Below are 23,634 nucleotides of genomic sequence, written 5' to 3'. Positions count from 1 at the left end.
GTACGGACCGACGGGCCCCGGCGCTGACCGGCATCCGGGCTCGGAGCGGCGTCCCAACCGCTGCGACGCGCGCGCGGGTCTCGCTGGCGCGCGAGCTGGTCGGTCACGAGCGTCGCCGGCGGGCCGCAGCCGAGGCTCAGATCGCCCGCGCCTGTGCTCGGAGGGCTTCAGGAGATTTGACGCATCCCTTCGGAGCGCCTCCTACGTCGGCGCCCTCACTGGTCTCCGCGAACCGTTCGCGGAGAGCTGCGACGTCTCGTAGTGAGGGTTGGGCGGCGTCTGGTGCAGCTCGGGCGGTGATGGAGAACGGGACGGTTGTTGTTGAGACGGGCGCGTGCGCTCGCGCGGCAACCACGGGCGGCGTGGGGGCACAGGCGGCGCAAACGGCGGGCACCGAGGAGGTGGGGCGCATTTCGCCCGGCGAGTTCAACGCCTTGGTGAACGAGCGGCTGGCGGCGCATCGCGCCAGGGTCGCGTGGCGGTCGGCAGCGATCCGGGTGCAGGCGAGCGCGAGGGTCGCGGCGGTACTGGCGTGGCCAGACGGTCGCAGCTGTCCGTTGGGGCGGTTGCGTGAGGCGTGGGTGGCGCACCGGTACGGGCTGGCCAAGGTGGTGGACTGCGGGACCGCGTTCGCCGGCCGAGCGGATGTGGGGCTCGCGGCCCGAACGGGGCGCGCGATCGCGCTCTACGAGGATCACGCCGAGCACCGCCCCGATGGATGGCCGCAGAGCGGCGCGGCTGCGTTGTGCGCACTGGCCGCACAGCGCCGCGCGACGGTGTTCGCCGGCGATGTCGCGCGGCTGCTGGTGCTGGCCAAGGGCATGCGCGCCGCCGCGCTGATCGACGATGAGGCGCGGCTGGACCGGGCTCGTGAGCGGGCCAGGGCGCGCCGGGCGCCGCGCCCGGGGCTGCAGTTTCGCCTACCCGCCGCGCGCTTTGAGAGCTCTGAGGGCCGCCGAGTCCGCGTGCGCGACCAGGTGCTGCTCGCGGGCGGCGATCCGGCGCGCTGGCCGAATGCCGAGCTCGCGCTTCAGCGCCTGCCTGGCCTCGGTGCCAGCCCGCGGTTGCGGGAGAGCGATCGCTGCGAGGAGCTCGACGGCGTCGGCGCTCGCGCGACCCGCTACCGCGCCGAGCTCGCCCGCGGCAGCTGGCAGGTACCCGATCTTCGATTCCCAACCAACACGGAGGACCTCCGATGAGCAGCAACCAGGCCCGACGACGCGGTGTGCGCACCAGTTGCGCAGGCGCGCGCCGACGTCACTGCATCCCCAACTTTCGACGCCGTCGCGCAGCCGCGCCGATGCGCAGGACCGCGAATGCGCAACTGCGCAGCTCGGGAGCGGCGCGATGAGCGCCGTGGTGGTCGCAGTGCTCAACCGCAAGGGCGGCGCGGGCAAGACGTCGCTGACCAAGGACCTCGGGTTCGCACTCGCTGACGCTGGCGTGCGGGTGCTGCAGGTCGGCCTGGACCCGCAGTCGTCCTTGGAGGTGCTCGCTGGGCTGGGGTTCGATACGCCGCCGGATCGCACGGTCAGCCGGCTGCTGGTCCCGGAGGAGTTCGGCGACCCCGGCCAGTTGGAGCGGGTGGTGCACGAGACCCGTTGGGGAACGTGGCTGATTCCGGCCAGCAAGGCGCTGGCGTCGGCCGAGCGGGCGCTCGGCGAGCCGGGCCGCGGCGGCCCGTCCCAGCGCCTCAAGCGCGGCCTGCAGCGCCTGGCCGCCGGCGAGCGGTTTGACGTAGTCCTGATCGATTGCCCGCCCGGGATGACGCCGCTGACGATGAACGCCCTCGTCGCAGCGGACCGCGTGCTGGTCCCGACCCAGCTGGACTTCCTCTCGGTCGCCGGTCTGGCGGTGCTGACCGAGACCGTCGAGGAGGTCCGCGAGTACGAGAACCCGCAGCTCGGCTACCTGGGGATTGTCGGCTGCCAAGTTGAGGGCCGCACGCGGCACGCGCGCGAGATCCACGCCCAGCTCGAGCAGCTGTTCGGCCGAACGGCTGGCGGCGCGCTTTGCCGGGCGACGATCCGCCACAGCACCCGCGTGCGCGACGCACACGCCGCCGGCCTGGCGGTCGGCCAGCTCGACCCGGGCCATCCGGTCAGCGCCGACTACCGCGCGCTCGCCGCCGAGCTCGCCGACCGTGCCGGCCTCGAGCTCGGTGCCGAGGTGGCGCGATGAACGGTCGGCGGACCGATGCGGGCGCGGCGGTCGCCGGGCTGTTCGCGCGCTCGACGGCGACCGGAGGGCTGGCCACGCGCGAACCCGCCCCGGCGCCTTCCAGCATGTCGGCGAGCAGGACGCTCCGCCAGTGCGTCGAGCTGCTTGAGGAAGAAGTCTCCTACCTGCGCGGTCTCTCCCGTCCGGACCGCACCGGGCAGCCGCGATCGCATGGCAGCAAGTTTGTCGCCACCGGCGTGTTGATGGCCGCGGTTGAGCTGCTGAGCGAGGTCGAGGTCGACATGTGGGGCGTCGAGGCCGGCGATGTCGAGGCGATGAAGGCGCGCGCGAGGGCGGCGCTCATCGCGGCCGGAGCACGGCAGTCGGAGGCGGAGAGATGAGCGTCTACGACATCGAGGCGCTGTTCATTTTGCTGTTCATCGCTGTGAACAGCGCCCGTCCGCTGATCCCTGGTGTGGGGCGGTGTTGGTGGGGGGCCTGGTTCCGACCCCTCCCGCCCTACGTGACAAGAGATGGGGGCAGGAGGGGTCGGATCCAGTCCCCCCAAGAAGTGGTGGTGCAGGGATCAGCGGACGGGCTGAGAGGTGGTGCAGGGATCAGAAAACACAGAGATAGAACGGAGAAGAAGACAGCAGAACCAGCAACAGCAACAACGGCAACGGCCAGCGGGAGAAAGGGAGAGGAGGCAGCGCAGGCCGGCAAGCGAGGGCAAAAGCGTCGGGCGAGAGCAAGCGGTCGAGGCGGGTGTGCGGTCGCGGGCGCGAGTGCGGGTGGTGTGTGGTGAGCGGTCGGGGCGGTAAGGCGCGTGGGCCGGGGTGGCGAAGCTTGCAGGCGTTGGCGTGGTTGGCGCGGGTGGAGGTGGCCGGGATTGAGCCGTTGGGGCTGGCGATGGGGTTCGGGCGTCGCAGCACGTATTCGCACGTCGCCCGGTTGCGCCGCGCGGGCTTGCTGGCGCGCGCGTTCGACGCCGAGGGCAGCGTGGTCGCGATCACCGCGGCGGGTCGCCGCGCGGTCGGAGCAGATCGCGGCGACGTACGTGCCGGCGCCACGCACGGCTCAGGGCTGCGGCACGGGCGAGCGGTGTCGTGGGTCGCAGCGCTGCTGACGCTACGCGGCCGCGAGTGGCTCAGCGAGCGCGAGCTGCGCGGACAGAACGGATGGGAGATCCCGGTGGTGTGGGCCGCTTCGCGCGGTCGGCACCGCCCGGACTTGGGCGTCGTGATGCCCGGCCAAGCTCGCGTGGCGGTGGAGGTGGAGTTGTCGCTGAAGTCGCCGCGGCGCCTGCGCGCGATCTTCGCCGGGCACGAGCAAGCGATCGCGTCCGGCCAGATCGCCGGCGGGCTGATCTACGTCTGCGATCGCGCGGACGTGCTCGACGCGGTCAGCCGCGCGGCCGAGCGCGCCGGCCTGCCGGAGAGCCGCTTCCGGACCCGGTCGCTGGCCGACGTCCAAGCGGAGGTCCGGCGTCTGACCCGCGAGCTAAGGGCGGGGCGGCCGGTTCCGCCCGCCCGCGACCCCAATCGGCCGCGCGAAGGAGCCGTTGACGCGAGGGCTGCGGCGATCGGTGCGGTTGACGAGCGTGGGGGTGTGCGGTGAGCGTGGTGTTGGTGGGGGCGCTGGCGGGAGCGTTCATCGCGGGAGGCTGCTCGGGCGCTGTGGGGGCGTGGTGGGCGCATCGGCGCACGCGCTTGTCGGCGTGGAACCTGTACGCGCTCGCGCCGGTCGGCATGGGCTTGTGGACGCTGGCGCTGCTCTTCCGCCAGCCGCCGTTGTTGATCGTCGCGGCGCCCGTGCTGTCGGGCGCGCTCGTGGCGGCCTCGTTGGCTCGGCGGTTGCGGTTGGCGGCGTTGGGTGCGGGCGGGGAGTTGCGCGAGTTCGAGCGTGCGCGAGTGATGGTCTGGTCGCTGCTCGGGCCGGGCGCCCGGGCCCGGCGCGCCGCGAAGTATGCGCGCGGGGAGCGAGTGCGGATCGCGGGACAGGGCGAGTTGGTGCGCGAGCGCGCGTGGCCCGTGGATGAGCCGTTTGTGCCGATGGCCGCCGACGGGACCGGACTCGTTCCGAGTCGCGCGGGGCGGCATTTGTTGATCGTGGGCGCGACGGGGTCGGGCAAGACGGTTTCGGCGCGGCGGTGGCTGTTGGCGCGGATGCTCCGCGACCAGGTCGGGGTGCTCGTGTGTGATCCCAAGGGCGACCGCGGGCTCGAGCGCGACCTGCGGGCGGGCGCTCGGCTGGCTGGGCGGCCGATGGTCGTGTTCGATCCGCGCGACCCGGTCGGGGATCGGTGGAATCCGCTGTGGAGCGATGACATCGGCGCGGTGGTGAGTCGGCTGGTTGCACCGATCGGCGCCGGCGACGGCAACGCGCGTTACTACGCCGACCTGCTGCAGGTGCACCTGGGCACGGTCGCGGCCGGGCTGCGCGCCGCCGGGCTGTGGCCCGCGAATCTGCCGCTGCTGCTCGACGCCGCGCAGCTGAATCGCTACGACGAGCTGCTCGCGCTGGTCCGTGTGAGCGCCGGCGAGCACGCCGACGTCGTCGAGCGCATGCGCGCGCATCGCGCCACGCTGGCCACGCCGGAGGGGCGGCGCGATCTCACCGGCGGCATTCTGCGCTTGCGCGTGGTCGCCGGCGAGAGCTGGCGCACCGTCCTGGCCCCGGACGGCGCCCGGGGCGCGATCACGCTTCCCGCAGCGCTTGCGGCCGGGGCGGTGGTCCTCGTGAGGACCTGGGTGGATGACCTCCCGGATGAGGCGCGCGCGATCACCACGCTGTTTCTCGCTGACGCCGCGGCGGCCGCGCTGACCTTGCCGGAGGGAGGCGAGTGGGCGGCGTTGATTGACGAGTTCGGTGGCGTGCTCTCGACGGGTGCTGGCGAGCGCGCGTTGGCGTTGATGCAGCGCGCGCGCTCGGCGGGCGGCCAGGTCGCGGTCACCACGCAGAGCGTTACGGACTTCGCGGCCGCGACCGGCAACCCGGCGTTGTTGGACGCGCTGGCCGACAATTTCGCCGCGGGGATCTTCCATCGCCAGAGCGCGCCGGAGTCCAAGGACTGGCTGTCGAAGCTGATCGGCACGCGCGAGGTGTGGCAGTACACCGACCGCACCACCCGCTCCGGAGCCGCCACCGACGGCGTGGGCAGTCGCCGCCGGGTCCGGGAGTTTCTCGTGCGCCCCGACGACTTTCGTGCGCTCGCGACCGGGGAGGCGTACGTGTGGAGCACGCTCGGTCCGCCCCCGGAACGTGTGCAGGTCCAGCCCGCGGAGCTGCCCGATCACGACCGGCCGCCGGCCGCGATCGACGGGCTGTACCAGCCATGCGGTCCGACCCGCCTCCCCGGCGAGAGCGCGGACGCGCCAACCGTGACGGCCGGGGGGCGAGTCTGCGGGAGCTCGGACCTACCCGGGGTGGATGAGGCTCTATGAGCATTCGGGCGGGCCGCAGCGGCGGGCTGCGGAAATCTCTTTGCGCGCCAGCGCAGCTCGCCGGGCTTAAGCAAGTGATGCCCGCGCCATCGCCCACACCGACACAGTCCGCTCGCGCGGGTGGGAGGCGCGCGTGACTGCGCTTGAGCCCCGGCCGGCGGGCGGTTGGGACCCGGACAAGCGTGCCCGTGCGCTGGCGCCGCGCCGCCAGTACCTGCTTGATCGGCTCACGCGCAAGCTCCCGCAGAGCGATCGGTTGGGCCCGGATGCGCGCGAATGGGTCGTCGACGACGCGATCGAGTTCGCAGCGCTGCACTACCGCGACCGGCCGATCCACAGCCGCGCCGAGCTTGAGCGCGTGTTCTGGAACGCCGCCGACCGGCGCGTCCAGCGCGCCGCCGACGGGCGCCACGAGATCGTGCGCGGCAAAAACAACCGGCGCGTGGACCTCGCAGCACTGGAGGAGCTGGCCGTCACCGAGACCCCGGAAGACGAGGTCCTGGCGCTCGCCGAGCGCACGGTCGTCTTGCAGTTCTCCGCGCTGCTGGCGCCCGACGAAAGCGACGTGTTCTGGTGCCAACGCGACCACCTCGATGACCCGCGCGAGTTCGGGGCGACTGGCCTCGCGCGCGAGCTGGACATGCCGATCGGGACCGTCCGCAAAGCGTTGCGCGCGATCGAAGCCAAGCGCGAGCGGTTCGCGATCATCTACACCGCCGGCCGCCTGTGCGGGTACCTCGCGCCCGGCGTCGCGACGCTCGCCGCCGAGCACGACAACCCCGCCGCCGATCCGCCGGTGACCGGGACGCGGGAGTTCGCCGCCCGCGTGCACCTGCAGGTCGAGCGCTGCCCCACGTGCATCGCCGACTACGCGCGCCATCTGCGCTACCTGCGCGGAGCGCGCTTCCACACCAAGGTCGCCGCGCTGCTACCCGCCCCCGAGATCGCCGAACGCGCCCGCACCAGCGGCCTCCGCGACCTGCTCCCCGATTGGGCCGCACGCGCGATCACCGAACCTGCCGGCACCGCCGCGCAACTGGCGGCCGGCGGCGCCGGCCGCGGGCTGGCGACCACCGCCGCCGCGCACCTGGCGGCGTTCTGCTTGGGCGGTGCCGGCACCCTCGGCGCGTGCATCGCTACCGGCGTGCTTCCACCGCCGGTACGCGACAACGCGCCGGCCAAGGTCGAACAGGCCACGCCGACCCCCACCCCAACACCACGCCGGCCGTCCGAGCCTGAGCCGCGCCTTCGGCACGGCATCGTCACCGCGACGCCCACGCCGACCGCGACCGCGGCCCCGCGGCGCAAAGCCACGCCCAAGCGCAGCACGAGCAAGACCCAGGGCGGCACCGGGCCGCGCAGCCATGAGCAGACTCCGGCCTCGCCGGCGCCCGCCAACGCCGCTCCAAACGGCGCGAGCGAGTTCGACCCCACCTACCAACCCAGCCAGCCCGCACCGGCACCGGTGCCCGCGGCGCCGGGAGCCAACGAGTTCTTCTGACCCCAGACAGGAGCCGCACCGCCATGCGCACACGCCATCTGACCGCCACCGTCGTCATCACCCTGCTCGTCGGGCTCTTCGCCGCCGGTCCAGCGCGCGCCGGCTACTACACGGTCTCAGGAACGTGCGGGCACTGGGCCGGCTGGGGCGGACAAGTCGCGATCTTTCCCGCCTGCCCCGACCTGGTGGCCCGCAACATCGGCCAGCCGTGGCTGACGCCCTACGGCGCGTATGGCGGCTGGCGCTTTGACCCACCCCCTGGGACGGCGATCGCGACGGCCGGCTTGCGCGGCTCGCTGGTCGGCGGCAACGGCTGGCAAGCATGGGTCGCCAGCGAAGGCATCTCGGCGCGCGAGATGGTCGCCTGCCCGAGCGTCAGCTGCCCGCAGGGCAGCACCGGGCTCACCGACTACCCCGCCTTCAACAGCGGCGCCCTCGTCGTGGGCGTGCGCTGCGTCGCACCCGGCGGATGCTCAGGCGCAGGCCTATACTCCCAAGCCGTCCTCAACAGCTCGACCATCACCTTGTCGGACGGCAGCGCGCCCTCGCTGTCGGTCGCCGGCGGCTCGCTGGTCAGCGGCGGCTGGAAGAGCGGCAAACAGACCCTGACGGTCAATGCAGCCGACAACATCGGCATCCGCGAGGTCCGCGCCCTGGTCGACGGTGTGCGTGTGAGCAGCGTCGTGCGTGCCTGCGACTTCTCGCAGAAGGTGCCGTGCTCGAACGGTCAGACGACGCTCGAGCTTGGACTCGGCGGCCTGGCAGATGGCGCACACACGATCGGCGTCGAGGCTATCGACGCCTCGGGCAACCTGAACACGATCGCGGCCGCTGGCACCTTCTATGTCGACAACACGGCGCCCGCGGAGCCGCTGGAGCCGCAGGTCCGGGGCGGTGCTGGTTGGCGCGCACAGGACGAGGTGTCAGTCAGCTGGCGCAATCCGCCGCAGAACGCGGCGCCGGTCGCGGGCGTCGGCTATCGCCTGTGCCCGCAACCGGCAGCTGACGCGGACGCCACGACCACGGCGGCGGCGCAGGCCCGTTGCCGGTCAGGCGCGCGCTGGGGCAACAGCCTGACGGAGATCAAGGACCTCGAGCTCCCCGGGCCGGGACTGTGGCGGCTGCAGCTGTGGTTGATCGACGCGGCCGGCAACCAGCACTCGGCGACCGCCGTCGAGCTCTACGGGCTCGGCTACGACGATGCGCCTCCGGAAGCGATCGCCTTCCAGGCCCCGGATCCGCAGGACCCCGCGCGCGTGCGCTTCGCGGCCAGCGACCCAGTCTCCGGGCTCGCCGCGGGCGTGATCGAGATCCGGCGCGAAGACCAAAGCGCATGGCAGCCCCTGGACACCCGCGTCGACGCCAGCGGATTGAGCGCACTGATGGACGACGAGACGCTGCCCAAAGGCCTGTACTTCTTGCGCGCCCGCGTGCGTGACGCCGCCGGGCTGGAAGCCTCCAACGACCGCGCCGGCGACGGGCTGCCCGCAACAACCAAGCTGCCGGTCCGGCTCGCCAGCCGACTCCAAGCCGGCCGCCGCGGCAGCAAGCGCTGCACCGGCCGCGGCAGACACCGCCGCTGCCACAACCGCCTGGTGGCGCGCCCGACCGTTCGTGTCGGACGCCAGACCCGCCTATACGGGCGGCTCACGGTCGCCGGGCAGCCGATGCCCAACGCGCCGGTGCAGGTCTGGCGCCAGCTGGACCTCACCGGCACCGGCGCGTGGGAACAGATCGCCACCGTCACCACCTCCCGGACCGGCCGCTTCAGCTACCTAGCTCCGCGCGGGCCGGCGCGCACCATCCGATTCCGCTACCCAGGCAGCGGCCAAATCCGCGGTCGCAACGGCGACGTCGCGCTGCGCGTGCGCGCCGCCAGCACTATCCGCGCGGGCCGACGCACCGTCATCAACGGCGAATACGTCACCTTCCGCGGACGCCTGACCGGCGGCTGGATTCCCGCCGCCGGCGCGCTGGTGGAGCTGCAAGTCCGCACCCGCGGGCAGTGGCGCACCTTCGCTCAGCCCCGCGCAAGCGCCCAAACCGGACGCTGGTCCTACCGCTACCGCTTCCAAACCGTGCAAGGCGGCGCACGGTTCACCTTCCGAGCCCGCATCCGCCGTCAGCCCGGGCTGCCATTCACCACCGGCCACACCCGTACCGTTCATGTCAGGGTTCGCGGCCTCTAGCCGCCCAGTGACGGGTGGGCCGCAACTCTTCGTGCCTCGGTGGTTATCGTCCAGGCAAGGGGGCACCGATCGATGAGGAGTCATCGCCCATGAAGGATCTATCGGCCCGTGTGCGCGGGCACCTCACGTACGCCAACGTGGTCGCTTCGCTGGCGTTGTTTCTCGCCCTCGGCGGCGGCGCCTACGCCGCCACCGCGCTCCCGCGCAACAGCGTCGGCTCGGCACAGCTGCGAACGAACTCCGTCGGCGCCTCAGAGATCCGTTCCCGCGCGGTGCGCAGCAGCGAAATCGCCGACGGCAGCATCCGCCTGACTGACATCTCCACCAACGCCCGTGCGCAGCTGCGCGGCAACCAAGGCCCGGCAGGGGCCGCTGGACCCGCCGGTCCCTCAGGTCCGTCGGGCGTCGGCGACCGCGCGGCTGTTGACTCCGGCGGTGGACGGGCGCTCGGCAACGCTGTCGGAGTCACGCATGCGGGCGGCTCGAACGAGTACACGGTGCAGTTCTCGCGTGACGTCTCCGGATGTCTGTACGCGGCGACGCTGAGCGCGGTCCAGAACGGTCCGGTCCTCGAGCAGCCCCCAGCCGGCGGGCGCATCAGCGCGCAGTCCGCGGGCGGCGCGAACGTGTTGGTCCGGACCTACGACGGCGCCGGGACTCCGACGCCCGCCCCGTTCCACTTGCTCGTGTCCTGCTGACAGCCCCGAGCGTCTGACGGAACCCGACTTCCTGGGCGCCACCTCAGCCCGGGAAGTCGGCCAGCAACTTAGCCGCCGTTGCGGCGGGCTAAGGCACCTCTCGTCGGCTTTTGCGGCGGCCGTGGAATGCGCGGATTCGTCGAGAAGCGCTCCATCCGTGCGCGCCGAGGTACGGTCCCCGGGATGAGCAAGTCCAACCGGATAGCGCGCGGTGACTTCTACGAGGATTGCCGCTACCACCCGATGCTCTGCGTCTCAGTCGATCACGCCGACGACACGCTCGAGGGCATCTCGCTCGTCCTTGGCGGCGGGTTGTCCGCCTGTAGCCCAACTCATTGCGGCGTGGTCCCGATGAGCGCCGACGAAGCGATCGAGCGCGCCGTGAACTGGGACGTGTACGCGCGCGAGAAAGGCTTGCCGACGCACGGCGACCTCGCCACGCCGCCGGACGTCGAGTCGACGACGGCCGCGGCCTGTGCGTGACCCCGCGCAGGCAGGGTCACGATTCAGGCGGCTGGCAGATGGGCGGAACCGTCGAAACGCACCGCTTCTGTGTCTGCTGATGGCGTCGCAGCCTTACCTCGTCATGGCCCGGTCCGAGATCGCCGCATCAGGGGTAGTTACCGCGTCGATGTCTACAGCGTCACGTGCACGCGCGAGCGGTCGTCCGGGTCGCCGACCCAGATCGATATCGCCGTAGCTCTCTCCGCTGGAGCCGGCGAGAAGACCCACGTCGCCTCCCACTCAGTTCCGGTCCCAGCGGCCTGACGTTTAACCGGGCGGTACTTGGTTCCGGCGTCGTCCCCGAGATGAAGCGGAATCTCCGCAAGCCACTCGCCTGGCTGCGCTGGTGGCTGACCCGATAGCTTGCGACCGCGCTGTCGATCTTTTTGCGCCATCTCCGCCCACGCCTCGAAGACGGCCTCGTAGCGCGAGTCCAGCGTTCGGGTCGCGTCATTCTGCTGGGCGCGTAGCGCGACGGCGACGGCGTCGCTCCGCAGCGTTACACGCTCAAGCCACACCTCGATGCCATCGATCTCGGTCAAAAGGACTTGCAAAGCGTAGTTCTGACGCGGTCCCGGGTGCCCATCGTCCACAAGCCGAGCGTAGGGTCCCCGCGTCACCCGCCAGAACTACTTGCCGTTCTGAGCGAGCGCCGACGCAAGGAGCCGCCACCGGCAACGAGCGGCGACGAAGCGGATCGCAGCTACCCCGAAGAACCTTTCCGTCGAGAAAGACCACTCGCATGACTGGTATGAGGCCGAGCTAACGCGCCGTCGGACCGTGCGGCACCCAGCGAAGAGTGTCGCAGCTACGTTTCCCAGGATGGTGGTGCCAGCCGATGCGCAAAGCGATGTCTAGGCCAAGCGTCGGTCGCAGGTGGATCGCCGTGTCGCTGCTGGTCTTGGTGGCGGCCGGGATTCTCGGTGTCGTGGTGATCGCCCGACCCGACGACAAGCCGACGTACGCGTCGCGGTTCTCGGCTGCCGGCTTTGGAATCGCTGTCGTCGGTTCAATCGAGCGCGCGCGTGGTCAGCGCCGCTTCGAGGTCATCGTGACGGAAGGCGTCTGTTCCAAGTTCGACCGCTTCCGCGCGCGGCGAACCACCCGGACAGTCACCGTATGGGCGCAGATGCGCGACCAGATCCTTCCTCCCGGACATGGATGCCCGGCGCTCGGCTTCGAACGCCAGATGACGCTTACCTTGGCCGAACCCACCGGGAATCGCGCGTTGATCATTTACCACGGGCCGTACGATTTCCGGCGAGTCATTATCCCACCGCGAGGCCGCGCGGCTGTGCGCGGGCTCGTGCTTCCGATCCGCCTGGACCGCCGCCAGCCGCCACCGCTCGTGTATTCCGGGCCGGCCTGCGATGCGGTCGCTCGCTACCTACGCGACGTGCGCCGGAGCGAATGGTGCTGAACCTGGTTGCCCAGCCGTCGACGAGCGGGGGATGACCGAATCGTCGAAAAGCTCTAATCGCTGGCTCGATCTCAGCGGGCACCGTCGGCTGGGCGTCTCCACAGAGTCGCTGCTTCGGATTGGATGAATTCCTCGGGCGTACGACGGATGTAGTCGGCCAGGAAGTGCCACAACGCGCCGTGGTCGTCTTCGAGTGCGAAGAAGGTCGCTTCGAGGCGCTCGACTTCGTCAAGGAGCGAATCGTCGAACGGCAGCTCCTGTTCCTGCGCGACAACCGGCGCAATCTCCGCCAACACAGCAGTGAAAGGCCACGCACCCACGAGTTCTGCGTCCGCGACAAGCCGGTGAGCGTGTGCACGTAGCCCCGGCTCGTCGGCGTATTCGAGGATTGTGTCGGCCTCCATGTAGTTACGCAGCCAGTTCAGATTGAAGACCGCTCGCTGGCCCTTTGTCATGAGTTCGAAGTCGCGTTCGTTGAAGCCCCACAGGCCGTTGGGGCTGCGCTCGTCGAGCGGGTCGAAGACCGCGAAGTAGACCTCATGGGAATCCAGCCCCGCGAAATCCGTGCCTGCAGGAAGCCGCGTGTCCATGCTCGCGGATTCTGATGGCGCAACATTTCCAACGAGCTGGTCGCCGGATCCCGAGCGAGCGCCCCAGGAGCCTCGCCATCTGCCGCGAGCATGGCCGACGAACGGCGAGATCGTCGAAAAGCGCGCCTTCGTCAACGGGGCGTAGAGCAGGTATGTGACAGCGGTTTGCACCGTCCAAGCCCTTCATCGACGACAATCGTCGCGTGAGCATGCGAAACGAAGCCGAGCGCTACTGCGCTCTTGTCGAGAGCGCGGAGACGTCGCAACGGGACACGTTCGCAGCCGACCTCGCAGACTCGCTCGCGAGCCTCATCGCAGCCGCGTCGACTATGCCGGATCTTCAACCGACCAGCGCCGAACTGCCGGACGGCCCAGTTGACGAACAATGGCGCGAAAGGTTCGCCGCGGTTCAGGCGACGCTCGACGACTGGGCGCGCTACTGGACGACTGTCGACCCCATGGGCCCCAGCGGAACCGATGCGGTCCTGTTGCCACTAGGTGACGACCTCGCGGACATCTGGCGCGACTTGAAGCGCGGCTTGCTCGCGCTGCACGGCGGCGCCTGTCCAGACGACGTCGCCTGGGAGTGGCGCTTCAGCTTCTACACGCACTGGGGCCGGCACGCCACGGAAGCGCTGCGAGCCATCCACGCACGCCTCGCCGATGCCGGGCTAGCTATTCGCCAGCCGTCCGCCTGACTCACCGCGGTCAAGCCGGACGGCGTGGGCGTCATGTCTGGCCGGGCCGAGCATGCCCGTCATGACCGACCGCTACGGCCGCCAAAGGAGCGAAACCGTCGAAAAGTGATACTTAGCGGACGTGGCCTCAGGACGCTTTCGCGTACCAGCGCGCATCGATGCTTACGACGCAGAGCCCGTCGATCGCCAGCTACGAATCGACTACGTCACTCGCCCGTCGCACCGGTTTGACTCGGTTTCGGTGGAAGAAGCGCAGGAAGCCGTCGAGATCGCGATCGTCGTCACCGCGCCACGCGGGCAGACGCGCGCCGCCGGCCACATGCACTCTCTGACCGTCGTTCTCGCAGCGCCCCTGGGCGATCGCCGGGTCATCGACGCTTGCACAGGTTCGGTCGTGCCTCGGCTGCGATCACCGATGGACCCGCCACCCCAGCCCGGCGGCCCGGGCACCTGACCGAGGCGATGATGGTCATCCCGTCGAGGAGCGCTACTTCTTGGCTTCGGCCTCGAGCGCCGGCGTCAGGCTTACGAAGCCGAACGGAGGAGCTCGGCGAGCCGCTCCGGACGCTTCAGTTCGTTCAGCTCAGCGATCAGCGCGTCGGGCTGACGCGACAGCACGGGACCCCACCAGCGCTTTGCTGCTTGTTCCAGATCCTCCATCCGCGACCCGCTTCCGCGCGAGCCACGAATCGCTTGCGGTGGTCCACGGCAACAACGTATACGGCGTCAAGAGGAGCCAGATCGTCGAAAAGTTGCTATTCCCGCCGGGCGTGGACCCGATGCGGTTGCACGACTATCGGTCATCACCGTGGCGCACCGTTGTGGGTATCCGTGCCCCATGAGCACTCCAGTCGTTCAGGTGGGCGCGACCGTCTCCGTGGAGAACCAAACCACTGGAGAAGCGCGGACGTGGACGATCGTCCGCGCAGATCCCTCAGCCGGCGAGATTTCCGCGGCCACTCCCGTCGCACAAGCGCTGATTGGGCGATCCGTCGGCGAAACGGTCACGGTCGCCGCCGCGCGACCGACCCGGTATCGGATCACGGCCGTCGTCCCGGCACCGAAACCACCCGCGATCGAGCCTCGACCGTTGCCCACTGCCGAGATTTTCGTGTTCGGGCCCGGGGACGACGACGCCTACGAGAACTGGGTCCGCCTCCACCCGAACGGCTATGTCGTCAAACCTGGGGACCGCGTTACCGACGATCACATCCTCCACCACGCCGAGTGCTGGCATCTCGGCCTCGACGGCAGCGACTTCACGCTCCGCACGGCCAAGCCGAGGTCGTGCTGCAGCTCGCTGCGCGTCCTCGAGCACCACTGCCGCGAGGAGACGGGATCGCTGCCACGCCGTTGCGGCACATGCTTCGGTTAGGGAGGACCACGAGCGATCTGGTCGCACTGCTGCCTGGCCTGGCGCTTCTCCGGGTCCCGTATTCGACGCGGGATCCGAGCCGAAGGAGGGACTAAAACCGTCGAGAACACCACTTCGCCTCTGCATCGAAGCAGCCTCAGCCGCGGGTGGAGCTCGGCCGGCCCGCTTCTCGCGGCCGCATTGCCGCGCCCCATTCGAAGGGCGGACTTCGAGGCCACGCCACTACTCCCCGTGAGCATCCCTTACACCGAGGAGAAGTGGCTCCATGACGCGCGACCAATTGAAGCTGACCGCCGAAGAGACGGCGCTCCTGGACGACATGGTAGCCGCCGCGACGCGACTTTCCAGAAGCCGCCATACATCCAGAGCTACCGCGGGACGCGACTGAAGCTGCTCGCTCGCGAGGAGATCGCCACGCTTCCCTCAGAACCGGCCCCGCCCATCACCAACCGCAGGCACTACGACGCCAACCGGCGGGGCGTAGCGGGCCGGGGTCGCATCCACGAGGCCGACGCGGAGGACTTACCGATCTGCCAACAGAAAGGGTTACGTGGTTCGCAGTAGACCAGCCCGTGGAGGCCCTCTGCCCGGGCCCCGTGACCTGCGGACACTGCGCCCACGCGACGACCCACCCACCGATAGGTACTCGGGGGCGCCGGCACCTCTTGAGGAGAGGTCGTACCTGCTCAGCGGCGACTCTGCGGCTCGAACCGGCTCATCGTCAAGCGCAAGATCGGCGCCGACCTTGCCGCCTTGATCAACGACCGGCCGCTGTTGTTCGCTCGACTGGCTGTGTGAGCCCATGCCCAGTGTCCTGCTGTCGAGGGCAAGCCAGTGCACAGCGCGGAGGCTGGCCGGAAGGGCGTCCTCGTTCGGGTGCCGCCGACCGCGTGTCCGCGCTGCGGAGGACCGCACTGCGGCCTCGCTCGTCCGGCCGCGTCAGCTGGGAGACAAGAACTGATTCTGAGTACGTTCGACGGCGCTCCCGTCCGTCCCCTTACCCTCCGGCGCGTGCAAGGGCACGACGCTCGTCGCGGCATGCACGACATTCGCCGCCCCGGCGTCCGGTCGCGGAATCCACGGTTGGGAACTTCGTCACGGGTTTCACCTCGCCGCAGATCTGGCAGGTCATCGTGCCCTCCTTCGAGGCTACGCTGGGCCGTGGTCGCCGACGCCTTTTGGGATAGGAGTGGCGCCCTCCCATATGGCGTCGTCGGGGCCGCGCCAGATGCTGCCGAAGTGGCCAGCAAGCCAAGCGCCTCGAGCTCGCACGCGCTGCTCGTCCCACTCTGGTTCGGCCACAAGCGCGGCGTTCAGCTGCAGCACGCTGTGCTTCTGCAACTCGGCACGCTTTTCTGCCCACGGATCGTTGCTCATCGACGGGTTCAGATGCTTCGTGGCGAGCGTCAGGTTGCCGATGCGGTTGACGTGGCGGTCCCGTTCCTGCTCAGCGATCAGCCGCTCGCCTGGCTCCTGCACAGTTACTGGCCAGTGCGTACGCCAGTTCTGCGGGATCACGTGCTCAATTTGCAGTCCGTCGTAATCGACGATCGACGGCTCACTCTTGAGGGCCTGCTGCTGAAGCCGACGATCGATCGCCCCTAGCACCATCCGAAGGCGCTCACGGTTGATCCCGCCGTTTCCGTAGTAGCGGCCTTCCTCGAACGCAGTCACGATGTCGGCGTCCGATGGCCAGCTGTAGCCGTGCGGTTGAGCTCGTAGCGCATCAACGACCGCCTGGCCGGGATTCGTCTCTGCTGCCTGAGCGGCCTTGAGCACCTCGACGAACATTGGCCCGTAGGCCCGCGTCTGCCATTTGACGGCCATGCGCCGCATCACGAAGGACTCGATCGCGAGGATCGCGCGCTCGCGCTCGTCGGGCTCCAGCCGCGCGGCAGGCTGGACCAAGAGCCACAAGATGACCGGTGTCGCGACGGTGATGTTGAGTTGCTCGATCCGTAGGAACGCCTGCTGCTCGGGCAGGCTTGCGCCCTCTCGTCGCCCGTTGAGCACCTCGTACGCGTCCGCGTACTGGTTGAGTGTCGACAGCGCCTCAAACGGCTCGACACCGCTTGTGTCTAGCCACGTGCGGAACTCGCCATAAAGTCGACCGACATTGATCGTCATCCCGCGCTGGGCAATCAGCCAATCGCCGAGCAACCAATCCTGCCGAGCTCGCTGTGCATGACCGACGCCGACAAGTTCCAGCCACCAGTCGCTCTCATCGTCGAACCGCTTCCACAGCGTGTCGTAGAGCACCTGGGGATCGTGCTGTTGGGCCTGGGCCCGCATAAACAGCAGGTTTTTGACTAGGTCGGTCGCTGAAAGCGGCGTGTTGCGAGCATTCAGCGCCTCGAAGATCACCTGTGCGTCGTCGACGCCCTCGAGATCGATCACGACGAGCTTCACGAGGCCGAGGAGCGTCGCGACCAGCAACGATGCGCGAGCCGCAACGGCATCACCGTCGAAGTATGGGTCCGCCGGCACGTCCGCGTCCGCCAAGAACTCTGCAGCGTCGTCACGGAAGTAGGCCCGCGCGTCCGCGAAGCGAGACGCGGTCGGCGCCGGTATTACCGGATCCATCGCTGCCGCGAATTGCTGCCGTTCCGCGTGCCGCGGCGCAAGCTTGAGCAGTTCGTCCTCGCCGACAACCTCCTCGTCGTTGCGGATGGCCTTACGGACCTGCGCTCGCAGCGGCTTCGGCGCGTTTACGGCGTCTAGCGCGTCCAGAACGCCGCGCAACAGCAACTGCAACGTCGTCAGCCGCTGCTGCCCGTCGACTACGAGCCGCGTGTCGACAGCACCCGTCATCACAGGCTGGTCCTCGATCACCAGCGCGCCGAGGAAATGAGGGGCGGCCAGCTTATCGGCCACCGCGGCATCGATGCCCTTCCCGTGCCCGGCGATCCGCGCCTCCGCGAGGCGGATCGCGGTCGCCTCAATGTCGTGCCAGAGCGCTTCCCATTGGCGCTCACGGTTCCAGACGTACGGGCGCTGGTAGACGGGCACCTCGAAGCGACGTTCGCCATGGAAGATGCCCTTGACGGTGCGAGTCTCGGCCTTCATCACTGCGGACCGTACCGGTCTGCGGAGCCAAAGAGCGTTCACCATTGGCCAAACGTGTGCGCGCCGTTCGTAGACGCGTCGTCGTGAGCAATCCGGCTCGAGACGACGAGCTCGGCGGTTTTCGCGATCGTCGCGCCTTAGCTCGGCGTGCCTGCGTGCATCAAAATGGTGTGACACATCTTGTCTCGTGCATGCCAGCGCGTCGCCACGCACGCGGCCGCGGCGTCACGAGGCACGGGAAGGGGGTGCGAACCGTCGACAAACGCCACTTTGCACGGCCGGCCCTTCGCGACCGAACCGGTTCAGGCGGAGTTTGAGAGGTCGTCTTCGACCGTCGGGACGTGCGGCGACAGCAACGCGTCGGCGTGACGCTCGACACGACCGCGCTTCATGACGCGGCAGTACCACCAGTTCTCGTGCTCGCCCGCTTCGTATGGCCCCGCCACGAAGTTCCGAAGGCCCGCTTCGTCATCGTGGGTGAAGAGGATCCCGTATGACCCCGGGGCGATGCGAGCGACGGCCTCAAAGAGCTCCACGACTGCTGGATTTCGGTGGTTGTTGAAACCGTGGATGGCGAGAAACCACAAGCCGTTGCGCACATCGAGGGCGACACGGTTTCCCAAGCCCGAGTTCGCCATCGCGTTGCGAACGGCGTTGAGCGTGGTGCGCGAAGGGTCCTCGTCGAACTCCTGCTCCCCGGTCGAATCCAGGATCGTGGCCCAGCCGTGATACTCGAACACGTCCATCCATTGTGATCAGTTCGTCGACAAACACCTATTTCAGTCCGGACCCGAGGCGTTCTTCGGTGACGACCGGGTCTCGGCGATGCAGGCCATGTAGCGCGACCGTATTCCCGGCCGGCCCGAGCGGCTGTCCCGGCACACGGTCACGATGACGGATGGATCGTTCGACGGCTATGGCTCTCATCTCCGCGTTTTCCAAGCTCGATGCTCGCGAACAGGGCGCGTACGCGCCCGGTGTGGGCATTCGCCGTGGGGACGCTGTTGATCTCGATGCTCACCTACGCCCGCGACGACACGAGCGCTTACGGCGCCCTCGCTGGGCCGACGATGGTCAGTCAGCTGTTCGCGGCGATTGCCGATCGCGGCGAGCTCACTCACGAGCTGATCAGCAACGCGTTGCTGGCCGATCGAGCTGCTTTGCGGTGGCGCGGAATTTCACGGCTGTGAGACGACGCCGACTTGGGCGGACGATCTGAGCGTCGGAGGGTGTCCCCAGGTTCCAGGAAGGCACCGCACGCCGACCATGCGCGCCGCACCGCAGCGGCGTTAGCGCCCGTGCTCCTTTCAGGACTCGTGAGCAGCTAAGCGGACGACGAGTCAGTATCCACTCGAGGCGCACCGCGCCCCCGCAACCTGACGCGGTCTCCGGGCTGCACCTCGGTGAGGGCCGGGGACACGTGAATCTGTCGTCGGAACGTGAGCTGCTCCAACATCTCGTCCCGCGCCTTCTCGGTGAGCTTCTTCCGATCGAAGGTCGCCAGTAGCTCCTCGATCGTTATCTCGAGCTCGCCACCGGCGAGGAAGATCTTGCGGTAGAGATTCTCGCGCTGGACGGCGGTCATTGCGGGCGGCATCGTACTGACCCAGGCGGCGACGAGCATCGCTGCTTCCAACCCGCCGAGCCGCCAATCGCAGCAGCGCGCTCAAGGTTCGACCATGCACAGTTGCACGCAGATCGTCCCAGAGCGACCTGCCCGGCGCCCCACGTAAAGCCGGTAGGGCGATGTCCTGACGTCGCACGCAGATGGGCGCAACCGTCGAGAAGTTGCTCCTATATCAAGCAGGCGACTCTCGGGGGTGCGGTGACCGGCATCAGGGCTGGGGCGTCAGGTGGTTCCCGTAGGAGGTGGTGGAAGCGTCGGGCGAGGTGGCGTTTGAGGCAGCGGATGGCTTCTTTGCGGGTCTTGCCTTCGGCAAGCTTGCGGTCTAGGTAGGCGCGCGTCTCGGGGTCGCGCTGGGCGCGGGTGATGGCGATCGTGTGAAGCGCGCGATTGAGTTGGCGATCGCCGCCGCGGTGCAGTCGGTGGCGGTCGCGTTTGCCGGAGGAGACCGGGATCGGCGCCGTGCCGGCCTGGCGGGCGAAACGAGCGTCGGTTTCAAAGCGCCGGCGGTGCGCCCGATCAACGTCGCGGCCGTCAACGTGCCGCAGCCGAGCTCGGCGAACAGGCGCGGGCGATAGGCGCGCACCAGGACGCGCAGCTGGGCTTCGATGTCGTTGGCTTGGCGCGTGAGTTGCCGGATCGAGGCGGCGAGCTGACGCGCGATCTTACTCGTGCTTGGCTGGCGGGCAGCCGTTGAAGCCTGCGAGCGATCTTCTCCAGCCACACCGGGTGATCCACGCATCGAGCAGGCACCTGGGCCTCCAACTGCGGGCACAGGTCCACGAGATGCCAGCGCAGCCGGTTCACGATGCGGGTGCGCTCGGCGATCAAGTCGTTGCGGTGATCGGCGAGCAGCCGGATCTCCATCGCGCGCTCGTCCAAGAAGGCACTCGGGAAGCGGTCGATGCCCTCGCGCACCACGGCCCGCGCGACCGCGAGCGCGTCGATCTGATCGGACTTGCCGGGGCGACGTTCGGCCTGGCGAGACTGGCCCATCAGCTGCGGGGCGACCCTGACCACCCGCTCGCCGGCTGCGATCAGCGCGAGCTCGAGCCGACCGGACACGTGACGGCAGTCCTCGATCGCCCACACGCGCTCGTCATCGAGTTCGCGCGCCCACCGCAGCGCCTGCAGATGCCCAGGCTCGTCAGCGGTGATCGACCGTTGCGCGCGGACGGCGCCGCTGCCGGCGTCAACCGCCGCCAGCGCATGCGTGCGCTTATGCGTGTCGGCACCGAGCACGATCATCGACCACCGTCCCTTCAAGAGCTGACCACGAAACGGACCACGACGGACAGACCTCAGTGAGGGCACGATCGCCAAGCTCCTATCGAGTCACGCCAGCGATCCTCAGGCAGCGACGGACGACACAACTTCTCCTAGTCAGACTCGCGTCGACTCGCTATTTCGCGGTCAGTCCGCCGCCGTCCCGAGACCCAACCGAGTCCACCGGACAGACCGCCGAACCCTCGGCCAAGATGACACTGAGCGCTCCTTCGGGCGGACTTGGAAGGTTGTAGAGCGGGTTGTTCGTCGGCGACAGATCCTGTCCGCTGCGTGCGCCAGCATCTCTCCGGTGAGCGCTTCTCCCCCGATCTGCGACGACTCCGGGTCGGCCAGGCGACGGTTCATCGTCGCTCTCGCTGCTGACAGTGATGTTCGTATTCGTGATGAGGTCGTACCGATGCGGCTGATCGGCGTACCAACGGACGTGGGGCCGGTCGACATCGTTTTCCGCACGCGATATTCGCCTGAGGGATTCGAACACCCTGTGCCCCGAGAATTGTGGATTGACGTACGTGGTGATGTCGCTGACGGACCTGCGCTCAGCGACGTTGTGACCGCGTACGCAAACGCGGCGGCTGGCTTTCTACCCGCCATCGCGACGAGTGCGAACGCATGGGTAGGCGACATCGAACCGAAGATCGCATTCGAGGCGACACCTGCATTGGCTGAGCGAAGCTTCTTTCAGAACTTTGTGGCTGAACCGCAGAAGACCATGCCTTCGCCGCGCCGCATTCTTGACGCCGCGACGACTGTTCAGCTCCTTCAAGCGGTGCACGGGCATCCAGGCCGTGAACGCCTCCTGCGCGCGATTGCCCAGTACGCCCTCGCCCTGTCGCACTGGATGCCGGGGCGAGAGACGCTAGCCATGGCTCACCTGTTCATCGGTATGGAAGCGCTTACCACGCTCGCTCGTGACCGCGAACTCAAGCGCCGCGACATCTCCGCAGAAGAGCTCGCCGATCAATGGGGCGTAGCCGATCCGCGGGGCGGCAAGCCGGGATACCGCCTTGATTCGGAAGTTCGACGGCGGATTCTGTTCGCCGGCGACAACGCGACCGCGAAAGCGGCTCAAGAGGCCCGAAACGGCTTCTCGCACTCATTCCTCGACTTCAAGCGCGTTCGCGAGATTGCCGAGCCGATAGTCAACGTCACTGCTGACTATCTGCGTGCAGCCATCCTGGATCTCAGTGAGCTGGATGCCAAGTCGGTCGAAACGCTCAAGAGCAAGCCCTATGACAAGCCACTTCGCTCCTTTCTCACGCGCTACGTGTGGGGAACACTTCTGGGCGCTGGCGAAGACCTCGCCGCACCGGACCAGGAGTATCCGCGGCTGCTCTGGCGGTCTCGACTGAAGTCAGTCCGGGCCAACCCAGACGACCCCGATCGCCTTCTCATGCAACCCGAGGACACGATCACCCCGTCGCTGGCCGACGGAATTTCCTTCCAGCCGACACGCTGGGAGATCTGGGGTGCCGCGGCCTCCGGAGCGTCGGTGGCAGAAGGCCAGCCTGATGTCGACGTCTCGACCGCGAAGGTAGACCCCTTCGCTGCTCTAGCGGGCGAGGTCGACCAGCTGGCTGCGGGATTGGGAGGTGGCGAAATGCTTGAACGAGCGGGGTCGAACGTCGGCCTTCTCGCCACGTATGACCACTGTCGACACCGCCACGCCGCGGTACTGCTCCTCGTCAAACAGGGTTTCTCGTCAGAGGCGATCGGCATAGCCACCGCGATCTTTCGGGATGCCTTGCTCCTGTCGGAGCTTGCCAGCGAAGCGCCAGAGAGCCGCGCGGACCGGGTTGCCGGCCTACATCTCGACGGGCTGCAACAGGTGGACGCCTGGATGAGCCGCATCGCTAGTTCGAACGGGGGAGCCTACGAGAGCCTCGAGGCTCGGGCTCGAGCCGCAGGCGCTCCCGGCAGCAGCTGGACACCGGATTATGAGGAGATCGCGCGATCTATCGGACTCAAGGAGGACTGGGCAACGGCGCAAAGCGCCGTGTTGGCGACCGGACACCCTGGCCTCGCAAAACTCTCGAGATTCAGCCGCACAGCCGACGACACAGTCATGGTCGGCGGACCGCACGCGAATTCCCGGGAGATGGACCCATTAGCGCTGTTGGTCGCCGCGGCCGCGCTGCTACGCGCGAGCCGCGCCATCTGCACAATCCTCGGTTGGATAGAGCCGCCGAAGATCGCGGCGCTTCTGGACACGGCTGCGCAACTAGCCGACTCCTTGAACCGCAATAGCCTGGACTAGGGTAAGCGCCGTCGAATTCGACGAAGACACCTAGCGCGCGGCTCGTGAGATCAGCCCGAGCTGCAGATCGCAAGGCGTGTCTCCGTCGAGAAAGACCACTTTGCCCGTACGACGGCTCACCCAGATACGAATCGTTAGACGGCAGCGTTAGGTTGAGCTGCGTGTCTCGCGCCGAGCAGCTCCACGACGTCGTTGTAGAGCGCGTGCTCGCGTGGGCGGCAGACCACTGGCCAGACGAGCCTGTCGCTGCGCTTGGGTTGGCGTATGGCGCGGGGTGGGCCCCGATCCCGGTCGTGGGACTGGTCACGTCCGCCGAGTGGAACGAATGGCTCGCGGAGCCGGACCCGTGGGGGATTGGCCTCACGCTGTGGAACCCGGGCGAGTACAGCATCGGGGAAGCGCTCCCGGTCCCCGAGCAAGCGGCCCTCATCGCCGATGACCTGCGCGATGCCTGGGAGATGGACGAAGACTGGTTTGCGTTCATGGGTGGCGTAGCGCGAGCGCTGGCCGCGTACGACTGGAGCTCGCTGCCGACGTCCAAGGACTTCGTGGTCTTCGCCAACACCTCCATGGACATCAACGAGCAGCATGAACTCGAGGCGCAGTTGAAAGCGACCATTCCGCCCGCGCTGCTAGATCGTTTCCGCGCACGTAGGCTTCTCGACGTGGCCCCTCCCGAGTAGCGAGGACACCACGACGCGGGCGAGCGGTTCGACGCTCCGGTCAGCGCCTCGGTAGCTGTCCCGGTAATGCGTCAATTCGTCGAGAAAGACCACTTTCGCCTGTGATTGCAAGGTGGCGGTCATGACCAGCCGTGAGCAT

24 protein-coding genes are annotated in these 23,634 nt (G+C 68.6%); 16 read left to right on the top strand and 8 right to left on the bottom strand.

The window, feature by feature from the left end; translation table 11 throughout:
• Window positions 1-299 precede the first annotated feature (299 nt).
• The 9 genes from OJ962_RS18220 (at window position 300) to OJ962_RS18180 (ending at window position 10,474) form a co-directional block, all read left to right on the top strand.
• On the top strand, window positions 300-1,199 hold the full coding sequence (locus tag OJ962_RS18220; protein ID WP_270006516.1) for a hypothetical protein: 900 nt from the start codon (window positions 300-302) through the stop codon (window positions 1,197-1,199).
• Window positions 1,200-1,347: 148 nt separating this feature from the next.
• Window positions 1,348-2,181 (top strand): ParA family protein, encoded by an 834-nt coding sequence (locus OJ962_RS18215; RefSeq protein WP_202954326.1) that lies wholly within the window; start codon window positions 1,348-1,350, stop codon window positions 2,179-2,181.
• Complete coding sequence (locus OJ962_RS18210) at window positions 2,178-2,561, top strand: hypothetical protein (protein ID WP_202954325.1); 384 nt, start codon at window positions 2,178-2,180, stop codon at window positions 2,559-2,561. Before OJ962_RS18215 ends, OJ962_RS18210 begins: the two co-directional genes overlap by 4 nt.
• A gap of 472 nt (window positions 2,562-3,033) precedes the next feature.
• On the top strand, window positions 3,034-3,777 hold the full coding sequence (locus OJ962_RS18205; protein ID WP_270006515.1) for a hypothetical protein: 744 nt from the start codon (window positions 3,034-3,036) through the stop codon (window positions 3,775-3,777).
• The gene (locus OJ962_RS18200) at window positions 3,774-5,603 is read left to right on the top strand and encodes a type IV secretory system conjugative DNA transfer family protein (RefSeq protein ID WP_202954323.1); all 1,830 of its coding nucleotides are present in this window, start codon (window positions 3,774-3,776) and stop codon (window positions 5,601-5,603) included. The genes OJ962_RS18205 and OJ962_RS18200 overlap by 4 nt, the downstream gene beginning before the upstream one ends.
• A gap of 133 nt (window positions 5,604-5,736) precedes the next feature.
• The gene (locus OJ962_RS18195; protein WP_202954322.1) at window positions 5,737-7,104 is read left to right on the top strand and encodes a hypothetical protein; all 1,368 of its coding nucleotides are present in this window, start codon (window positions 5,737-5,739) and stop codon (window positions 7,102-7,104) included.
• 23 nt (window positions 7,105-7,127) lie between these two features.
• Window positions 7,128-9,293, top strand: a complete 2,166-nt coding sequence (locus OJ962_RS18190; protein ID WP_202954321.1) for a hypothetical protein — start codon at window positions 7,128-7,130, stop codon at window positions 9,291-9,293.
• 89 nt (window positions 9,294-9,382) lie between these two features.
• Window positions 9,383-9,991 (top strand): hypothetical protein, encoded by a 609-nt coding sequence (locus OJ962_RS18185; protein WP_202954320.1) that lies wholly within the window; start codon window positions 9,383-9,385, stop codon window positions 9,989-9,991.
• A gap of 183 nt (window positions 9,992-10,174) precedes the next feature.
• On the top strand, window positions 10,175-10,474 hold the full coding sequence (locus OJ962_RS18180) for a hypothetical protein (RefSeq protein WP_202954319.1): 300 nt from the start codon (window positions 10,175-10,177) through the stop codon (window positions 10,472-10,474).
• A gap of 152 nt (window positions 10,475-10,626) precedes the next feature.
• Here OJ962_RS18180 and OJ962_RS18175 read toward each other — a convergent pair whose 3' ends face one another.
• Window positions 10,627-11,037, bottom strand: coding sequence for a hypothetical protein (locus OJ962_RS18175; protein ID WP_202954318.1), 411 nt, complete (start codon window positions 11,035-11,037; stop codon window positions 10,627-10,629).
• A 344-nt stretch (window positions 11,038-11,381) separates the two neighbouring features.
• Here OJ962_RS18175 and OJ962_RS18170 point away from each other — a divergent pair, with 344 nt between their 5' ends.
• The gene (locus OJ962_RS18170) at window positions 11,382-11,915 is read left to right on the top strand and encodes a hypothetical protein (protein ID WP_202954317.1); all 534 of its coding nucleotides are present in this window, start codon (window positions 11,382-11,384) and stop codon (window positions 11,913-11,915) included.
• A 71-nt stretch (window positions 11,916-11,986) separates the two neighbouring features.
• On the opposite strand, the gene OJ962_RS18165 is transcribed toward OJ962_RS18170, so the two are convergent.
• Window positions 11,987-12,505 carry a hypothetical protein gene (locus tag OJ962_RS18165; protein WP_202954316.1) on the bottom strand — a complete coding sequence of 173 codons (519 nt, stop codon included), beginning with the start codon at window positions 12,503-12,505 and terminating at the stop codon, window positions 11,987-11,989.
• A gap of 209 nt (window positions 12,506-12,714) precedes the next feature.
• On the opposite strand from OJ962_RS18165, the gene OJ962_RS18160 reads away from it, so the two are divergent.
• Together OJ962_RS18160 and OJ962_RS18155 are read left to right on the top strand one after the other, a co-directional pair.
• Window positions 12,715-13,203 (top strand): DUF5063 domain-containing protein, encoded by a 489-nt coding sequence (locus tag OJ962_RS18160; protein ID WP_202954315.1) that lies wholly within the window; start codon window positions 12,715-12,717, stop codon window positions 13,201-13,203.
• A 121-nt stretch (window positions 13,204-13,324) separates the two neighbouring features.
• Window positions 13,325-13,657, top strand: a complete 333-nt coding sequence (locus OJ962_RS18155; protein WP_202954314.1) for a hypothetical protein — start codon at window positions 13,325-13,327, stop codon at window positions 13,655-13,657.
• 71 nt (window positions 13,658-13,728) lie between these two features.
• Here OJ962_RS18155 and OJ962_RS18150 read toward each other — a convergent pair whose 3' ends face one another.
• On the bottom strand, window positions 13,729-13,863 hold the full coding sequence (locus OJ962_RS18150) for a hypothetical protein (RefSeq protein ID WP_255525864.1): 135 nt from the start codon (window positions 13,861-13,863) through the stop codon (window positions 13,729-13,731).
• Window positions 13,864-14,041: 178 nt separating this feature from the next.
• On the opposite strand from OJ962_RS18150, the gene OJ962_RS18145 reads away from it, so the two are divergent.
• Window positions 14,042-14,578: a GreA/GreB family elongation factor gene (locus tag OJ962_RS18145; RefSeq protein WP_202954313.1), complete on the top strand. Its 537-nt coding sequence runs from the start codon at window positions 14,042-14,044 to the stop codon at window positions 14,576-14,578.
• Between the two features lie 1,149 nt (window positions 14,579-15,727).
• Here the strand turns inward: OJ962_RS18145 and OJ962_RS18140 are convergent.
• On the bottom strand, window positions 15,728-17,644 hold the full coding sequence (locus OJ962_RS18140; RefSeq protein ID WP_202954312.1) for a DUF262 domain-containing protein: 1,917 nt from the start codon (window positions 17,642-17,644) through the stop codon (window positions 15,728-15,730).
• A 302-nt stretch (window positions 17,645-17,946) separates the two neighbouring features.
• Entirely contained in the window at window positions 17,947-18,390 is a 444-nt protein-coding gene (locus tag OJ962_RS18135; protein ID WP_202954311.1) for an Imm7 family immunity protein, read from the bottom strand.
• A 267-nt stretch (window positions 18,391-18,657) separates the two neighbouring features.
• On the opposite strand from OJ962_RS18135, the gene OJ962_RS18130 reads away from it, so the two are divergent.
• Window positions 18,658-18,834, top strand: coding sequence for a hypothetical protein (locus OJ962_RS18130; protein WP_270006514.1), 177 nt, complete (start codon window positions 18,658-18,660; stop codon window positions 18,832-18,834).
• Window positions 18,835-18,968: 134 nt separating this feature from the next.
• On the opposite strand, the gene OJ962_RS18125 is transcribed toward OJ962_RS18130, so the two are convergent.
• From OJ962_RS18125 to OJ962_RS18120, 3 genes are all read right to left on the bottom strand, one after another.
• Entirely contained in the window at window positions 18,969-19,268 is a 300-nt protein-coding gene (locus OJ962_RS18125; RefSeq protein ID WP_202954309.1) for a hypothetical protein, read from the bottom strand.
• Window positions 19,269-19,438: 170 nt separating this feature from the next.
• Window positions 19,439-19,723, bottom strand: coding sequence for a transposase (locus tag OJ962_RS34455; protein ID WP_407697519.1), 285 nt, complete (start codon window positions 19,721-19,723; stop codon window positions 19,439-19,441).
• Between the two features lie 79 nt (window positions 19,724-19,802).
• Window positions 19,803-20,516 carry an IS110 family transposase gene (locus tag OJ962_RS18120; protein WP_270006513.1) on the bottom strand — a complete coding sequence of 238 codons (714 nt, stop codon included), beginning with the start codon at window positions 20,514-20,516 and terminating at the stop codon, window positions 19,803-19,805.
• Between the two features lie 328 nt (window positions 20,517-20,844).
• Here OJ962_RS18120 and OJ962_RS18115 point away from each other — a divergent pair, with 328 nt between their 5' ends.
• Both OJ962_RS18115 and OJ962_RS18110 read left to right on the top strand, forming a co-directional pair.
• A complete protein-coding gene (locus OJ962_RS18115) occupies window positions 20,845-22,812 on the top strand; it encodes a hypothetical protein (RefSeq protein ID WP_202954307.1) in 1,968 nt (655 codons plus the stop codon).
• Window positions 22,813-22,973: 161 nt separating this feature from the next.
• The gene (locus OJ962_RS18110; protein ID WP_202954306.1) at window positions 22,974-23,495 is read left to right on the top strand and encodes a hypothetical protein; all 522 of its coding nucleotides are present in this window, start codon (window positions 22,974-22,976) and stop codon (window positions 23,493-23,495) included.
• Window positions 23,496-23,634: the final 139 nt, after the last annotated feature.

Source organism: Solirubrobacter deserti (assembly GCF_027587175.1).
Lineage (GTDB): Bacteria > Actinomycetota > Thermoleophilia > Solirubrobacterales > Solirubrobacteraceae > Solirubrobacter > Solirubrobacter deserti.
The sequence above is the reverse complement of the archived record's forward strand: the minus strand, read 5'-3'. Positions and strand labels throughout refer to the sequence as shown.

What these genes read in the sequence shown, in the direction of transcription:
- OJ962_RS18165 (WP_202954316.1), bottom strand. Translation starts at nt 12,505, where the DNA reads ATGGACACGCGGCTTCCTGCAGGCACGGATTTCGCGGGGCTGGATTCC.
- OJ962_RS18190 (WP_202954321.1), top strand. Translation starts at nt 7,128, where the DNA reads ATGCGCACACGCCATCTGACCGCCACCGTCGTCATCACCCTGCTCGTC.
- OJ962_RS18145 (WP_202954313.1), top strand. Translation starts at nt 14,042, where the DNA reads ATGAGCACTCCAGTCGTTCAGGTGGGCGCGACCGTCTCCGTGGAGAAC.
- OJ962_RS18180 (WP_202954319.1), top strand. Translation starts at nt 10,175, where the DNA reads ATGAGCAAGTCCAACCGGATAGCGCGCGGTGACTTCTACGAGGATTGC.
- OJ962_RS18130 (WP_270006514.1), top strand. Translation starts at nt 18,658, where the DNA reads ATGCTCACCTACGCCCGCGACGACACGAGCGCTTACGGCGCCCTCGCT.
- OJ962_RS18150 (WP_255525864.1), bottom strand. Translation starts at nt 13,863, where the DNA reads ATGGAGGATCTGGAACAAGCAGCAAAGCGCTGGTGGGGTCCCGTGCTG.
- OJ962_RS18160 (WP_202954315.1), top strand. Translation starts at nt 12,715, where the DNA reads ATGCGAAACGAAGCCGAGCGCTACTGCGCTCTTGTCGAGAGCGCGGAG.
- OJ962_RS18215 (WP_202954326.1), top strand. Translation starts at nt 1,348, where the DNA reads ATGAGCGCCGTGGTGGTCGCAGTGCTCAACCGCAAGGGCGGCGCGGGC.
- OJ962_RS18220 (WP_270006516.1), top strand. Translation starts at nt 300, where the DNA reads ATGGAGAACGGGACGGTTGTTGTTGAGACGGGCGCGTGCGCTCGCGCG.
- OJ962_RS18140 (WP_202954312.1), bottom strand. Translation starts at nt 17,644, where the DNA reads ATGAAGGCCGAGACTCGCACCGTCAAGGGCATCTTCCATGGCGAACGT.
- OJ962_RS18210 (WP_202954325.1), top strand. Translation starts at nt 2,178, where the DNA reads ATGAACGGTCGGCGGACCGATGCGGGCGCGGCGGTCGCCGGGCTGTTC.
- OJ962_RS18120 (WP_270006513.1), bottom strand. Translation starts at nt 20,516, where the DNA reads ATGATCGTGCTCGGTGCCGACACGCATAAGCGCACGCATGCGCTGGCG.
- OJ962_RS18135 (WP_202954311.1), bottom strand. Translation starts at nt 18,390, where the DNA reads ATGGACGTGTTCGAGTATCACGGCTGGGCCACGATCCTGGATTCGACC.
- OJ962_RS18185 (WP_202954320.1), top strand. Translation starts at nt 9,383, where the DNA reads ATGAAGGATCTATCGGCCCGTGTGCGCGGGCACCTCACGTACGCCAAC.
- OJ962_RS18125 (WP_202954309.1), bottom strand. Translation starts at nt 19,268, where the DNA reads ATGCTCGTCGCCGCCTGGGTCAGTACGATGCCGCCCGCAATGACCGCC.